Consider the following 15,422-nt stretch of genomic DNA (forward strand, 5'->3'; position numbering starts at 1 on the left):
CAGTGTGAATGGCATGGGAAAAGATGTTCTTAAATATATTTCCTTTATCAGTGGCCCTAGCAGAACGGCAGATATCGAGTTTAGAATGGTCCAAGGTATGCACGGCCCCAAAGAGGTGTATGTCATTTTACTCGATAATGGACGTTTGGCAGCTTCTGAAAATCAGCAGTGGGATTTGCTTAAATGCCTGCACTGCGGAGGGTGTCTCGTCGATTGCCCCAAATATCTTGGCGAAGGATTAGAGAGGGGCTATTTTTTCACCGGGAAAAGGGCAAACGTTTTGGCCGCTTTTGTACAAGGCTCAAAACAAGCTAATAATACAGATTGTGGGGCCTGCTCATTGTGTAATCAAAATTGTCCCATGGGAATCCAGGTTTAGCTCTGTTAGGTTTTGCTCTTCGCATCTAGGGGAGGGTTTCAATGCAGTTTGAAAAGATCACGAAACCTCAAAGAACGTCTCACGAGGTTCTAAAACAAATTAATAGCTTGATAATCAAGGAAAAGCTCCGACCCGGAGATCGACTGATGGGTGAACGAGAAATGGCAGGTGAGTTGGGGGTTAGTCGGACAACTTTGCGCGAGGCCTTAAGAACTATGGAGTTCTTAGGATGGGTTGAAATTAAACCCGGAGGCGGTACATTCATTCGCGATGCTCAGTTAAATGAGGTTATTAGTCCTTTGGCCTTAGCTTTATCCGTCGAACCGACACGAATAGAGGAGCTTTGGGAAACTCGGATTACCCTTGAAGTTGAATGTGCCGGCTTAGCAGCGTTAAGAGCCACAGAGACAGACTTGCAGCGAATTTCTCAAGCCCTTCGTGACATGCAGTCCCAATTACACGATCTAGACGCTTATGCTAAAGAGGATATGCGGTTTCACTTTCTGGTTACTCAAGCTTCACAGAATTCAATGATGAATCGACTGTTGCAAACGTTTGTAATCCATATTCTAGAACTCATTAAGAAAGCTGGCCCAATCCGTTTTAGTCATGATATTGGGGGTCTATGCACGATTCAAGAGCATATCTCAATCTATGAGGCTATTGTTAGTCACAACGCGGAACAAGCAAGGATTCTTATGAAAAACCATTTAGAAGGATCAAGGGGCGAGGGCTAGTGTTAAAGCCTTGGTTCCTTCAACTTTAAACAATTGTCGAATTAGCTCCGATGCATATACCCGAACTTAACTAAAATATCTTTTAACTGGCCAATTACCTTTTGGGAACTAAATTGGCCAACATGGTAGAAATCCTGAGTAGCCTCTATTTGCCATCCCTGAGGCAAAACATCTTTCAGGAGTCCCGTATAATTCTCTGTTTTTGAGGAATGGCTTGCCCTGGGAGTTCTGGTCAAATCTAAAATTGCTATTCTTTTTCCCTGAACGTCTACAAGAATAAGATCCGGACCTGACCCCCTCCGCCAGGGAAGCTTTTGGATACCCAGGACCTGCTCAAGGAATATGGAATCCCTAGTTGTAAATACGGAATTAGTCGGCATTGACTTCCTCATTAAAGGGACAATCTGATCCTTAAATAGGGTATCCCTACGTGTTCCCTGGACCCTAAGCAAACTCTCCAGGACCGGATCTTCATGAATCAATCCCGATTCTGCAATTTCTTCATAAAAAGAGCGGGTGGATGAGTCAGAACTAAGCCTAGGGTCAGGAGGTAACTTCTTTATCTCACCGCCTCTTTTAATATAATCATCTATGCTCTCTTTTGGAGATCCTGTCACTGTCCCTCCTTTCCTGGGAGCGGGAACTCTCCGAGCCGTTCTCCGATCCTCGTTTGGCTTGCGGTGGTACTCCGAAGTCCCGGGTTTAATTGGGGCGGTTCCGGTTGGAGCAGATCCACCTGCTACCTCAGATGCAGGTACAGGCGCCTTGGATCCCTTGAAGATTCTATTTTCAATTCTCACTGCCGTCTCGTGGATTAACTGCCCGCTGTCAGCCCTTTCCTGCTGAGGTGACTCCACCCCTGTACGTACATAATCCTGCTTCAGTTCTTCTATCATCGCCTTTTCAGCCGCAACCTGGGCTTTCGCCGAATCCATTGTTTCCTTATTCACTTTTCTAAAGGTTTCCCGATACGCAGCTTCTGCGCTGTCATAGGGCTTTGCTCCCACTTTCATCCTGTATTCATACTCATGTATTCTGGCGTTAGCCTCGTCATGAAGCCTTGTGCCGTTGGGATTCCCATTCTCATCTTTGAACAGAAAGTGCGACCCCTCGTGAATTAGGGTGCTCACAACCTCCTTCCTGTTATCGTCCCACACGACATGCACCTCTTTGCCGGTTTGGAGTCCTACGGCTCTTTTCGACAAGCCCTCCTTAGTAACAATAAGATGCATGTTACCGTTCTCAATTTCCCGAATGATTTGACTACCCGTTTCGGTCTTTCCCAGTTCTTTAAACAGTTTTTTCAAGTTAAGGTTTTCAATATTGGCATCATAAAAGATGTTGGGGTATTCAGGGTGGTCCACCATCATGGGAACTTCATTCTTGTTACCCTTTTTCCATGACCACTTCCAAGGTTTTTTTGCTGTTCCTGGCTTTGTCCTGGCAAGGGTTCGTTCCGGTAATACTTCCATATCTGCCTTTACATTAGCCTTAAGCGCCCCCTTAGCAGGGTGAGCTGCCATTGATGTTGCTCTCCCGGTAATAATGCTTGTGATGATCGCTTTCTTAATTTCTTCTGGTGATCCCCCTGTAAGGGCGGCGCTTACTGCCCCGCCACCACCCTCACCAAGGGTCTCAAAAAGAAACTTTACCATTGGGGATCTTCCCTGTGAAAAACCAGTAGCGGCAGTACCAAAAATCCCCCCCGCAATTCCTGCCAGTACGCCTTTGCCACCAGCCTCAATGATTTCCTTGGCCGATTTCCTCTCTAATAATGCATCCAATGCTCCCCCGGTACCTCCACCTGCTCCGCCCGCCAAGCTACCTTTTAAAATTTGCTGGCCGAGACCCATACCTTTTGCTCCGAGTCCCAGCGCTTTTCCTGCACCAAAACCGACTACACCGCTTGCAGCGTCCACCGCGCCATGCTTAGCTCCCTCAACAGATTCCTTCAATACCTCGTTATAGTTAATCGGGCCGCCGGCCAGAGCCTGCCCCGCTGCAGAAGACCCGCCCCGTAAAACGGCGCCTGCCCCGGCTCCACCTGAGGTTACCATGGCACCTGAAGCAAGGGCGGTACCAGTTGTTACCGCGCCACCCCCAGCAAGGGCGCCGGCGACTACCGGGGCTGCAACAACTGTGGCCGTCCCGATAGCAATAGCGAAAGAGATATCCCTTGTATAGGTTAAAGCTGTAACCGCTTGCTCAGAACCGCCTGTTGTCTTATCGATATATACATTCCACTCCCGCTTGGCATCGCATAATGATTCTTGAGCAAGCTTTAACTGTTTTGCCGCCAACTCTACCCTTCCTGTCTTAAGCGCTTCCCGCCCCCGTTCGATTGCCGGACGCGGCCAAGACCAAATCCCGATATGAGGTGGTACTGTATCACCAAGGATATCACTTATACAACCTACAAAGCCGTGGATTTCATCAAGGAACATTTTATGCTGCCGGGCATTGTAAACCGCTTCACCCTCCAGCAACCCAAAATTAACTTCTAGCTGGCTGGTAATCCGAACGAGTTCAGATTTATACTCTCCTTCAGTAAGAGTAATTGTCTTACCTTCAATAGAAAATTTATAGAAATTAACTTTATCCTTTGGTTGACTGGCATTCAGATTTGCCTGGATCAGGCGCTGTACCGCCTCATTGCCTATAGTCTTCTGAAGTTGGAGAAGTGGGTTTATTGATGAGCGATCCGCAATTTGCCCTCTTACGGGTGTTACGTCCTTATTTCGTTGTGCAGCAACGACTTGTTTCGTTTGATCTGCCCGATGACCACTCATTTAATATCACCTCCGGAACTCACAACCTTTGGTCAGGCACTACGTTCATGATTCCTCCAGCAGCTTCTTTGCTTCATTAATCAGGCTTCTGACTTTGCCGAGATCATTTATCCCTAGGATATCAGCAACCTTCTGGTCGGAAGCTTTGGCCAGAGCCGCCACATCAGTAATACCTTCACTACTTAATTTGTACGCAAAAAGCTCATTGATATCTTTGATATCTGTCAAGGCAATCTTGCCAGGTTTGAGGATTCTCACTTTTTCTGCCGGGATAGCAACCCACTGGACATTAGCCGTGAAGGTTTCGACAATATGAGTCATATCATTGTTTATGTAATGTAAAAAGATTTCGAATTTGCCGATGTTATCCCCTTTTAGGAACACCCGGCTTGACATGGAGACCTGCTCTTTAGAATTCAGGATATGAACAGGCGCATATTCGACATATATACTGCTTTCTGTCTCAAATTCCAGGCCCAGCTGAACACTGTAGCTTTCCTTTAAACCAGGGTCAACCGTTACAGATCCAATCCCGCCATTACCGGTTTTAATCGACACCCGGCCGGTTTTGGCTGTTGTCGCCGCAGTCCCGGCGGCGCTGACGATGACTGTAGCATCTGGCTCAGTCTTCAGGGTGACATTTTCCCCTGCCTTCAGGTGGATATAGCCTCCTGGCTTTTCCAAAACAACGTTGTCCACTTGGATTGCTGCAATAGAACGGTTCCAGCGCATGGCATCGGCATTAGACACATGCTTATCTCTGGTATTGTCGTCGTTGCTTTCGTCTGCTGGAGCAGGGTTGGTTGCATTGTGACTGGTCTTATGGGGATTTTTGAAGTCGGTTAAATGTAGCCCAAGACGTTTATCCAGTTTCTTCGTGTCTTCCTTCAACGCCACCACCTGGCCGTCAATTTCAGCCAGTTGTTTTTCCATGCCCAGTACATCAACGCTCAAGGTCTTCAGATCATTACTTAAAACCTCAACCTCAGCGCCGATCTTAAGCTCGAACTCTTCTAACGCCAGCACCTGGCCGTCAATTTTTTCTACGTGTTTTTCAATCCCCTGTACATCAACGCTCAAAGTCTTCAGATCATCATTTAAAACCTTGATCTCAGCGCTGATCTTAAGGGCAAACTCATTCAGGGCCAGCACCAGGTCACGCAGCATGGGGTGGTTATATACTACCGAACGATATTTGATAAACTCCGCTGTTGATCCTTCGTAATCTATTTTTCCGTCCACTACTTTCGCCACGCCGATAAGAACTTTGGCGTCATCGGGATCTTTAGAGTGAGGACAGGAATCCGTAGTTTTCGTTAGACAGATTTTCTCAAGTTCTTTAACAGGCACGTCATCTTTTCCGGTTAATTGGACTTCCGGTTCCCCGGTGGAAATAATAACATCGTAAGCATCCTCAATTTGGCCGTAGCAGCATTCTTCCTTGCAGGAATAATTTTTGGTCGGTTGTGGATGCCCATAGCACTGTTTGTATTTTAAATAAAAATAATAAGTTTGGTTTTCTACCGGGTTTTCCTCCACATTTTCCTCGCCACTCACATAAATCAGATTCCCACAGCAGTCCAGGGCCATGCCTTCGGAAATTTTAACGGCTAGAGTTTTTCCCGCAGCAGTCGATTTTATTGTCGGGGTGACTTGCAACCCGCTTACCACGCCTACACCGTGGAGCAGGCGGTTAACAGCCCGGGACTTTTCAATAAAGTAACGCTGCTCTATCTCAAAGTCACTGACAGTGAGTAACTTGCCATAAAAGTACCGGTTGCGCACAAAGGTATTTTTGGAGTAGCAATCTGTCATAATAAGACCTGGTTTCCAAATACTAAACAATTCTATACATTTGCTTAGAATATCTTCACTTTGCCGACTAAACAAAGCGGTAGCGTCACAGGATTCAGCTACTAGGGTTAATACTTTCGTATTAAACATCCGTCAAAGCCTATGGAGTCCCTCCATTAAGTACAACAGATGTGCAACTGTTAGTCGCCCTTAAAGGTCACTCCGCACAAGCCTTTCAACTAAGTGTACTTGTGCAGTCGATTTGTTTAAGTTTAATCGTTAAGCAATTCCTAGGAGACGTTTCCTACGTACTAGCCATAAACCAGGTGTGTTCACTTCCTTTCGTTGTTTAAATCTTTTGTTGACCTGTTTACTTATTTCGCTCCATTGACCCCATTCGTGCTTCTCTATAAAAGCCGTTAGCATTTTCTTCGGAATTAGTTTGTCGAAAAGTAACTTGGATACAGCCTCACTGTAACCGTAGCCTCGTCTTGCAATGACTAAAGCGGCTCCATTATGAACATCTAGTCCATACTGATGACAATATTTATATAAGCCTATTTTGCTCGTGTATTGAGGTTTTACCTTAGAAAGCTCAACTCCTCGGCGTAAGCAACGCCTCTCGAGCATCCGAAGGAGTGTGGCGTAGACAAACTGGCTTGATGCTCTTGCTAACTTAGTCGCAACATCGCGGTCATCCTTAAACTTTAAGTCTTCGGCAGCCATCCCGCATTGATTGTTTTCAGCTTTATTAACCGCGTCCCTCACGAGTTCACCGCATAAGTTAAGTCTGCGGTCACTACGACAGTAAGTCAATCCGGGCTGTTTTAGATAGGTGTGACCTTGATAATTACCTTGTCTACTTACTTTGGTGAGTCCAAAACCGTCAGGATTTGTATCTACGCCGATCATACTGAGATGGGCTGTGTAAATCACCTTGGTTTCAAGCTCTTCAAAGGTTATGTGAGCGTAATACTTACCCTCTCGCTTGAGCAACTCAACCTGATAAGCTTCACCACGCTCTAGCGAGTCTATGAACCGTTGTCGATAGTTAAGTCCGTTGACTTTGCCCGTTTTTTTAGACAGCTTTTGTGGTAGATAAATTGGCATTAAAACCTTAACCGCTCGGTTCGCTTCGGTCTTTTCGAAGGTTGAGATTTCTAAAAAACTAACGCCTTCTTTGAAAACAACCCTTAGATTGGGATTGCCGCCTTTAGACTTATCTCCACGACTATAAAAGCGATTATTTCGGAAATCTTGCCATTCTTGCTTCGTGATTAGCCCCTTACAACGCCTGATAAACATGGCCTTCGTACCAAAGGTGACAGGCGGAAAGGTCTTAGCGATTAGGAACGCTGTCCAGTATTCCAGTTTCCGTTCTCGTTTTGCTAACTTTGAGGTTAAGGCTTTACGTTTACGCTCAGAGAGCTTGGGATACTTTAATCGTTTAACGAGAGCATCCACTTTTTTGCGGTAGTTTCCGCAGTAAAGCTTTACGAGTTCGTGTTGCGAAGCAATCGTCTGTCTCGCTGACTCAACAGCATCTTTAGCCTGTCGGATATTGAGCTTATATTTATTAGCTACCACTTTTTCCAACTCACCAATCGCTTGCCCTTCGAGCTGTCGTTTAAAGGAATAGCGAAGGGCAGTACCGAAAACGAGCATCATATTATCAATAAGAGCTTTTTGCTCAACTGTGGGGTCGGTTAGAATCGCCTTCATTGTTGTCTTCGTGGAACTCACCTCGCTCCAGCTCCAATGTTTCTATGGTCTGCACAATCGTTTGCTTAAGTTTCCGACCACCTCTAGCACCATAAAGCCTTGCACTAAAGCAGGTGACGATACTTACTAAGTCATTGACCATTTCTTCGTTGAGTTGAAGTTTTTTAGCATTTTCTATCGCTTCAATTTTAACATTGAACGATTGGGCAAATTCTTTAAGATAGGAAAAACCAATCGTGCTAGTCGATCAGCATATTCAATGACATATTTATCTAGTTATTTAGCAACTTTTTCCACCTCCTTTTTCAAGTTAGTATTGTATCCAGACCCATTCTTGACCGTCTTTCTATCTGTCCGGCTACTTCAAAGTCAGTTAAGACCGTGTCGCGGGGCATATATGCCCCAGTGTCGAGACAGGGAGAAGGTTCGGATAGACATGTGTTAACACCCAGGTAAGTATACAGATCAAGATAAATCCAGGGCTGCAGCACCACAAGTCTGGCGTCGGTATGAGCCGGTTTTTCTGAACTTAGTATACGTTGTACCGTTTCCAGTTCGTTGTCCGTAAAATCCCGCACAGTAAAACATCCTTTGTTTGCCTTGACTGGATTCAACAGCACAGTAAACATATTTGGATCATTTCCGTAAAGCAGTTCCTTCAATCTTTCATCCTGCATCCAATCCAGCTTAAAATGTTCGATGATATAAGGTTTAATCCCCGTATATAGCCGAATCATCTCTTCAATTCCGGCACAGGTACCACGCTTTCTGTATAAGTTCATGGCTTTGTTTATTAACTGCCGTAACTTCTCTTCCGGCCAGTTTTCATCAACAGCAATACCCAGCCAGACCGCAAGACGGTTGAGAAACTCCCCAGGAACAGCGAACGGGTCAAAAAGGCCGGTGACATGGTATGTTTGCTCCTCAAGTTTACTAAAAAAGGTTTCAAACAGGGACAGAAAGCGTTCCAGGAAATCCCGGCTGCTGTCATCTTCCTGATAAACAGCGGGTAAGTACCGTAGATAAGATGACCGCGGAAGATAAACGCGGATACTCCTTAAGATCGGTGATTCTGCTTCATTGCCGATAAGTTCAATCCGAAGCCAAAGGTACCGCCCTTTCGAACTTTTGTCGGAGTTATTTTCATCATTCAAAACTAAAGCATCGCCTGGGTTAATGAGGGGAGGTGACCAGTTCAGGCTGTTCAGGTGCGTAACTATCTTTTCCAGTTTCTCTTCCTCCGCAGCCGCCGAACCTTCGGTTATATAGTCGTCCAGCTCGTTATGCTCAGCAATCAGATAAGAAACCTTTATTTGTGTATTTTCCGGAATTTTCGCATCAAGGAGGAACTTATGCCACCGGGTTCCCTGTGTGGTGCTATCAAAGGCCTTGGAGAAGTAAAGCCCTTTAGGCAGCTGCCCTTCCTCCGGTCTGGCCAGCACGGTCCGCGTCGTCAGGATTGTAAGCTCCACTGCTCCCAAAACAAAGAGCTTATCCCGCCCATCCACTGCCAATCCCTTAACAGTTCCGCTATAAGCAGTTATCTCGCTGGTGAATTTCCCTGCTAGGTCATATTTATAAATGCCGGAATTACAACCAATAAAGATACTGTCCCGGGTATCGACAGCCAAACCGGTAAATTCCCGGTTAAAAGCAAGCAGGCTATAATTTTTCTCCCCAGAGCCCAGATCCACACTGAGGAGTTTATTTGACTGCCGGTCAAAGCTATAAAGCATACCGCCCCGTGAAACTGTCAGCGCAGTTAAATCTCTGTCCGGACCATCGAATACAATCTTCTTTATAAGACATCCTCCGGTGTTGAAGATTAAAACTCTCCGCTCTCCAGCATCCAGAGCGAACAATCTTCCCTCTTCATCCACCGCCAAGTCAACAGCAGGAAATCCGATATTGATACACCACCTAAGCTGCCAGTTAACCAGAGCAAAAGCAAAGATTCTCCCCCCTGCTCCTCCATCCCCTATGTAAACCGTATCCGCAGTGATAGCAATGCTCAGGGGATTCTGAATATAGGCTCCGGTACAGCAAATCCGTTCAAATCTTTTCCGCCTAGAGTCACAAAGCCATACCGTGCCCTTTTGATCCAGAAGGTAGATCATATTGCACCAGCCAACAGCATAGTCCCTCACTTCCAACTCGGCTGGAAATGCTTCCTTACCTACAGCAAGATCGGTTACATATTTCTCAGCCTCAGTTATTTTGATTCCTTCCTCCGAAATCCTCACCCGGACCGGCAGACCTTCATCCCAAGCCGCTTTTTTATTCAGCGTAAGAAACTGCATCCGGTCTGCACCTGTACTCATTACCATACCGCTCCTTTCTCTGTTCGTCCGGGGCTGAGGATATCAACCCGCCGCTCACCCAGGTATACTAATCTCAGCTGCTCAACCTGATTTTTCAGCTGGTCACCTTCCTCCGGACTGGTAACCTCCAATTCTTTTACATAATCGACACCTTCTATATTTTGGATGAGCTGGTACAGTTCCGATTTATAGACCCTCCGACCAAAAGGCCAGCCGGCCTCTTCGGGGCCGCCCCAGACGGGGTGCAGAAAATTCTCCAGCCCTGCCAGGATTTGCTCCCTGGTGGTTTCCGGATCATAACGCGGCTTAACGCCTACGGAGGCATATATATTGACTACCGTATACTGAGGGGGCAATACTTCCACCCTGGTGGTGACTAGCCTGTGCATATCCAGGTGCCGACGGACAGTTTCTAGAAAACCTTCTCCTGGCGTAGGGTTAGGTGCCTGGCTGTAGGGAACAACCACCACTTTTACCCCCTCCTTTCCCTGAGAGAAGGCTTTGGCTCTAGCCACCCGCAGCCCGGGGGTCATGCAGGCCAGCTTCTCAAAATCATCAAAGGTCACAGCCCTGGATATTGTATTTAATTCTCTGCGGGCCTGGGCCTTAGCCTGTTCCAGGGTTTCCGGTTCAGCACCGCCAACTGCCGGCAGCTGGTTTTCGACCAAGAGATGGGCAAGTTCACTGTCCGGCGAGCATAGCAACTTATTTACCGCTCCTGCTTTTAGATTGCCTTTTTCACCACCGCCAACCTGATACGTTACAACACGGATATTCTTTTCCCCCGCCCTGACCGGCGCCGAGGGAACCGCTCCGTTAACCCCGTCACCGAATAATACTTCACCGGTTTCAGAGTTTAATACGTAATGCCGGTCATCGGGTTCTGAGGCGTCTAAATCGTCAACCCTCTGCCAGTCCCGCCACATCAGGGTCATTCGGTTACCTTCTCTGTTTCTTTCCTCAACCTGCAGGGCAAAGGTTGAGGAAATCACAGGAGTACGTCGAAGGATAATTTTTTGCCCCGGCAGGCCGCTGCCGTAGGTCAGCAGCAACGGATTGTCCCCACTGCTTAAGGTCTCTTGCTGTACCGCCCCGATCGTGTTATACAGGATGTTATGAATTTTAGGTGGTATTTCGTAGCCGTCCTGCACCACGGTACAGCGGAGCCAAAAGTTTATCTTCTCCTGCTGCAGCTTTGAATCCGGCATAGCGAGGTATACTCTGCCACTCCGGAACAGGCCGAGGGTTTCATCTTTGACAAGGTTTAGCGGCCACCAATCCCCAGTCTCTCCAGAGACCGACCAACCTATTTCCCTATAACCATATTCCCAGCTGACCCTGGCCGTAGGGATGATTTCCGGCTGCTCACCATAATGGCTCCCCTCTTCCGGGTAATCTTCAAACAGATTGACCGTCAACGTTAGCTCTGCAGGGGAATTATCAAAGCCCAGATAAAGTCTGCTGCCTTGGGCAGCTTTTTCACCGAAGGCATAGTAGTATAGGCCCAAACGCCGGTTTGTTTCGGTATTATCCGAGAAATTTCCTGCGGCAGTTAAAATTTTCACCAGCTCCGCCTTATTTAAACTGATCGTTTCCAGGGTTTCAAAAATTACTTCGCCTGCCAAGAGTTTAGTCCCCTGGGGCACAACCAGTGGTGAAGCTGCAGCATACTCTTCCGGCAGGGAGAAGGTCACGTCTACTTTTGCCGGAACAGCCTCTTTGGGCCTGATACCCAACAGCCGCAAAAATTTCAGGTAATTCTGCTCTCCCACCTGGTCCATGTAATAATGCTGCATCTCGACCAGCCAGGCAAAAAGTTCAATAAAGGTCATCCCGGGATCGTGGGGGTTATAATCAGTCCATTCCGGCGTAAACCGGGGAATTAATTTTAAAGCGTCTTCTACGATCTCTCGGAAGCTTTTATCATCTAATACCGGTAAAGGTAGCATAGTTTTCCCTCCTCCAGCGGGGCGGCGTTAACGCGGCTGTTGACCGCCCGGCGGCCGGACAGTTACATTGTGGTTACCGCTATATATGAGAACATAGTCCTCAATATCGCTGTCGTCCACGGTAAGTTCCGTCACAAAGTCCACACCCTCAATACTCTCAAGTAACCCATAGAAATCAGAAAGATAAGGATGCCGACCAAACTCCCAACCCTTCCTATCACTTCCGCCACTTAGCGGGTGAAGGAAGGCCTTTAACCTTTCCATTGAAGTCTTCTCTACTAACGGCGCCATTTCAAACTCTGTAGTTACAAGGGTAGCTATAACGGAAATTTCTTTGTACTCCGGTTCTCTGATCAGAAGCTGTCCTCTGCTGGTGACCACCCCGGCAGCCCGTTCCCGGAGAAATTTTTCCACCCGTCGTTTTAGCTGCAGATCAGGCCGGGGCTTGGCTTCACCGCCCTCGGGGACGATGATAACCGTCACCCAGCCCGTCTGTTTTTCCCACCTGTCGTTGCAGTTGGGGAAGCATTTGACCCGAGCAACACTGCGAGAGGCTTGACGAGCCAGCCATTCATAGTCTTCGACGGTGACAGCCCGGTTACCATGCTTCAACATCTGCGGCCCCCGAGTAAGAGCCTGTTCCACAAGTTCGGTATCGGTTCCACCGGCGGCAGCCACATGGTTCACCACTTTGTCCACAAAAGCTACCGAGGTCCGCATCCCAGAGATTTCGCCTGCCCCCACATTACCTCTGGCCCCTCCTCCGGTGCGGTATTCCGCTTTGATATTGTTCAAGCTCACAGGCAAGGCTGCTCCGTTGATGCCATTACCAAAACTGGCCTGACCAAAGGCCCGGTCAATCATATAATGACGCTCATCACCTGCAGATTCAGCCAGGTCTTCCACCGACTCCCACCTGACCCAAAATTCCTGGACAGTGCCTTTTTCATCTCTAACTTCTCTTGTTTCTACTCTACCATTTCTGAGCAGAGCTGCCCGCTCTTCTTCTGACAGGACACTAAATTCATTTACCCAGATAGCTTCCGAAATTACCGGAGTTCTCCGTAGCCTAAACTTCTGCCCAGACTCACCATCGCCCGACCCGATAATTTCATCCCTGACTGTCTCAGCCTGGGACGCCCAGACCGTATTCAGACGTATATCCTTTAGCCAAAGCGTCTGCTCGGGTGTTCCTGCATCAGGCACCCGGTCAAACTTAGCGTCCGCGTCAACAGCCCGTATCCAGCTAAGTTCAGCCCCGAAAAGAAACAGGCGGGTAAAATCTGGCGGACCAACAAATTCAACGTTTCCACTGTAGGTGAGATTGTTTGTCCCATCCAGTGCTTCCAGTCGCACCGTATCGGTCCTGCCGTCAGCTTCCCGGTAATACTCCCAGGTAAACCGTGGTATTTCTTCCGCTTTATATTCCTGTTCCTCCAGGTTCAGAAACATGCTTACCGGTCCTTTTAAAGGAGGTCGATCAAAGCCCAGGTAAAGGGCAGGTCTGCCGTCTGGCAAAACGTCAAAGGGTTTGAATAACCCCAATTTACACACCGAAAACTGGAGGTTGTTATAGGCTATACATTTTTCAACCTTTGGGAGTTCGGCAGCTGCATAGGCATAACCAATTTTCAGGCTGCACAGCTTTGGGGGCCGTATATCACCTGAATTCACCTGCCAGGTTTCCGGATTGGCGTTAACCTTGATATACTTTTCTTTACCATAGTCCCCGTTGATAATCCGGACCCTGATCCAGAAGTTCTCTTGACCGTTGACGGTGGTTGGCACCAGGTCTGAAGGGCATTTGAAACTTACTGAACCGGGTTGAGTAAAGTTTTCCGTACCGTCCTCAAGGCTTTTAACAGCCTGCCAGCCTGTGCCGTTCCAGTATTCCCATGAAAGCATCAACTCATCTGAAGGCGCTGCTTTAATCAGCTCGGCAAGTTTTTTATAATCCGTGTTTTTGTCATAGAATTCCTTTTCGGCTGCTTCTTTGATGTTCTGTGCTCTTTTTAAGCTGACTGGATGTTGAGGGTCAGACAGTATCCGTGCCAGTTCCTCAACTGATTTATTTAAGAGTTTACTCACTGTATCGATGGGAAATGGTTTATTGTTTTCTTTATTGTTAATTAACCGTTCCTCAAATTCGGGGCCAATACCCTGAACTAGCCTTACCGGTAGGAACTCCGGATCATCAGGAAACAGATTGATCTGAAGGTTAATTTCGGCACCTTTCTTTGACAGAGCGTCATTATTGGCAATATAAAAGGTATCAAAGGTTCTTGGCCGTTTACCGAAGGGGTACACCGGCGGTTTTTCCAGAACCGGTATGCTAAGGGGAATATCGTTACAAAATAATCCATCGGGATCAGGCAATGTATATAAAGGTCCGGAGTGGACCATGATATGGTCAATCTGGAGCTTGTTAAAAACCGACTCCTTAGTCATCGGTTCAACTATCCTGCAACGCAGCCAGAAGCTTTCCATCTCAAAGACCTTTGTTTTTGTAAATCCGGAATCAAAGTCTTTGTCTAAAGTAACATTAACCCATTGCCGGGCTTCACCGTCTTTTCTGATTACTGCCGCAACTTTCAACTGGTCTTCTCGATCCTCGTGGGAAGAAACCCAGCGGTCGCAGTCTTTATTCCACCACTCCCAGGAAATATCCCTGATTAAGTTTTCTTTGGTCAGATCTGTACCCATAGCATAAAAACTTATGTCCACTGATGCCCGGCCCTTGAGGTTCAGGATTTCACTGTGGGCCAGATACATACTGTGCTCCTGCAGGTTTTGATTCTCTTTTCCGGCAAAAAGTCTGGCTCTGTTGTCACCCTGTAATACCGGTGTATGTTCAAAGATCCCGTCCAATGCTGGTACAGTTGTAAATACTTTGCAAAGTTTGGCTGGCGTGGCCAGGATATTCCTTTCCGTTTCGAAAATAACCGGCGCCCCGCCATCGGGGGGGTTAGCAGCAACCTGCGTCCCCACCGGAATAAGCACCGCTCCTACAGCGCCCATACTTAAGCTAAAGGTTACCGGGGCGCGAGCCTGCTGAGGCGGCAGGAGCTGTATCCCAATCATTTCCATAAAAGCAACGAGGTTTTTATAAGGAACCTGTCTAAACCGTTTACAGGCCCCTTCATACATTAGTGCAAATATGTTAACCAGTGCCGCCCCCGGATCATTTTCATCATTAACAAACTCCCACTCCGGTGTGTAAAAAGGTATGAGTTCACTTATTTGTTTCACGATATCTTTGAGTTCAACACCAGAATCCTGCATTATCTCACCCCCCTCAAATCATCTATTAACCTTCATTAAGATAAAAAGGGTAGACCAGGTTTAACTGGTTATTAGTAGAACGCACACGATAATCTAGGGCAATTTCCAATTTTCCGTCAGCCGCCTTCCCTGGAGACACGTTAATCCTGATAATCTCAATTCTCGGTTCCCAGCGGATAAGGGCTTCACGCACCTTTGATTCAATCATGCCCATTGTAGCGACATCCATGGCGGCAAACACAAAGTCATGAATTCCACAGCCAAAATCGGGCCGCATTACCCTTTCACCTTTGGCGGTGTCCAGAATTATCCAAATTGCTTCCCGAATATCCTGCTCATATTCCGACATGGCAATTTTTCCGGTCAAACCGTCAATCTGAACAGGGAATTTCCACCCTCTACCCAAGAATTCCTTAGCCATGGTTACATCCTCACCTTTCACCATCGGT

9 protein-coding genes are annotated in these 15,422 nt (G+C 47.2%); 2 read left to right on the forward strand and 7 right to left on the reverse strand.

The window, feature by feature from the left end:
• Both DOT_RS26580 and DOT_RS26585 read left to right on the forward strand, forming a co-directional pair.
• A partial coding sequence (locus DOT_RS26580) for an LUD domain-containing protein (protein WP_040413542.1) occupies window positions 1-379 on the forward strand: 379 nt, incomplete at its 5' end.
• A 41-nt stretch (window positions 380-420) separates the two neighbouring features.
• Window positions 421-1,116, forward strand: a complete 696-nt coding sequence (locus DOT_RS26585; RefSeq protein ID WP_009624727.1) for a FadR/GntR family transcriptional regulator — start codon at window positions 421-423, stop codon at window positions 1,114-1,116.
• A gap of 41 nt (window positions 1,117-1,157) precedes the next feature.
• Here the strand turns inward: DOT_RS26585 and DOT_RS26590 are convergent, their stop codons facing one another.
• The 7 genes from DOT_RS26590 to DOT_RS26620 all read right to left on the reverse strand — a co-directional run bounded on the left by DOT_RS26590 (window position 1,158) and on the right by DOT_RS26620 (window position 15,418).
• Window positions 1,158-3,905, reverse strand: a complete 2,748-nt coding sequence (locus DOT_RS26590) for a hypothetical protein (RefSeq protein WP_009624728.1) — start codon at window positions 3,903-3,905, stop codon at window positions 1,158-1,160.
• 45 nt (window positions 3,906-3,950) lie between these two features.
• Window positions 3,951-5,849, reverse strand: a complete 1,899-nt coding sequence (locus DOT_RS26595; protein WP_009624729.1) for a helix-hairpin-helix domain-containing protein — start codon at window positions 5,847-5,849, stop codon at window positions 3,951-3,953.
• 129 nt (window positions 5,850-5,978) lie between these two features.
• Window positions 5,979-7,442 carry an IS200/IS605 family element transposase accessory protein TnpB gene (locus tag DOT_RS26600; protein WP_009624730.1) on the reverse strand — a complete coding sequence of 488 codons (1,464 nt, stop codon included), beginning with the start codon at window positions 7,440-7,442 and terminating at the stop codon, window positions 5,979-5,981.
• Window positions 7,443-7,726: 284 nt separating this feature from the next.
• A complete protein-coding gene (locus DOT_RS26605) occupies window positions 7,727-9,742 on the reverse strand; it encodes a phage tail protein (RefSeq protein WP_009624731.1) in 2,016 nt (671 codons plus the stop codon).
• On the reverse strand, window positions 9,742-11,691 hold the full coding sequence (locus DOT_RS26610; RefSeq protein ID WP_009624732.1) for a putative baseplate assembly protein: 1,950 nt from the start codon (window positions 11,689-11,691) through the stop codon (window positions 9,742-9,744). The genes DOT_RS26605 and DOT_RS26610 overlap by 1 nt, the downstream gene beginning before the upstream one ends.
• 27 nt (window positions 11,692-11,718) lie before the next feature.
• Window positions 11,719-14,973 carry a putative baseplate assembly protein gene (locus tag DOT_RS26615; RefSeq protein ID WP_009624733.1) on the reverse strand — a complete coding sequence of 1,085 codons (3,255 nt, stop codon included), beginning with the start codon at window positions 14,971-14,973 and terminating at the stop codon, window positions 11,719-11,721.
• Window positions 14,974-14,998: 25 nt separating this feature from the next.
• Window positions 14,999-15,418: a GPW/gp25 family protein gene (locus DOT_RS26620; RefSeq protein ID WP_009624734.1), complete on the reverse strand. Its 420-nt coding sequence runs from the start codon at window positions 15,416-15,418 to the stop codon at window positions 14,999-15,001.
• Between the last annotated feature and the right edge of the window lie 4 nt (window positions 15,419-15,422).

The organism is Desulfosporosinus sp. OT (assembly GCF_000224515.1).
Lineage (GTDB): Bacteria > Bacillota > Desulfitobacteriia > Desulfitobacteriales > Desulfitobacteriaceae > Desulfosporosinus.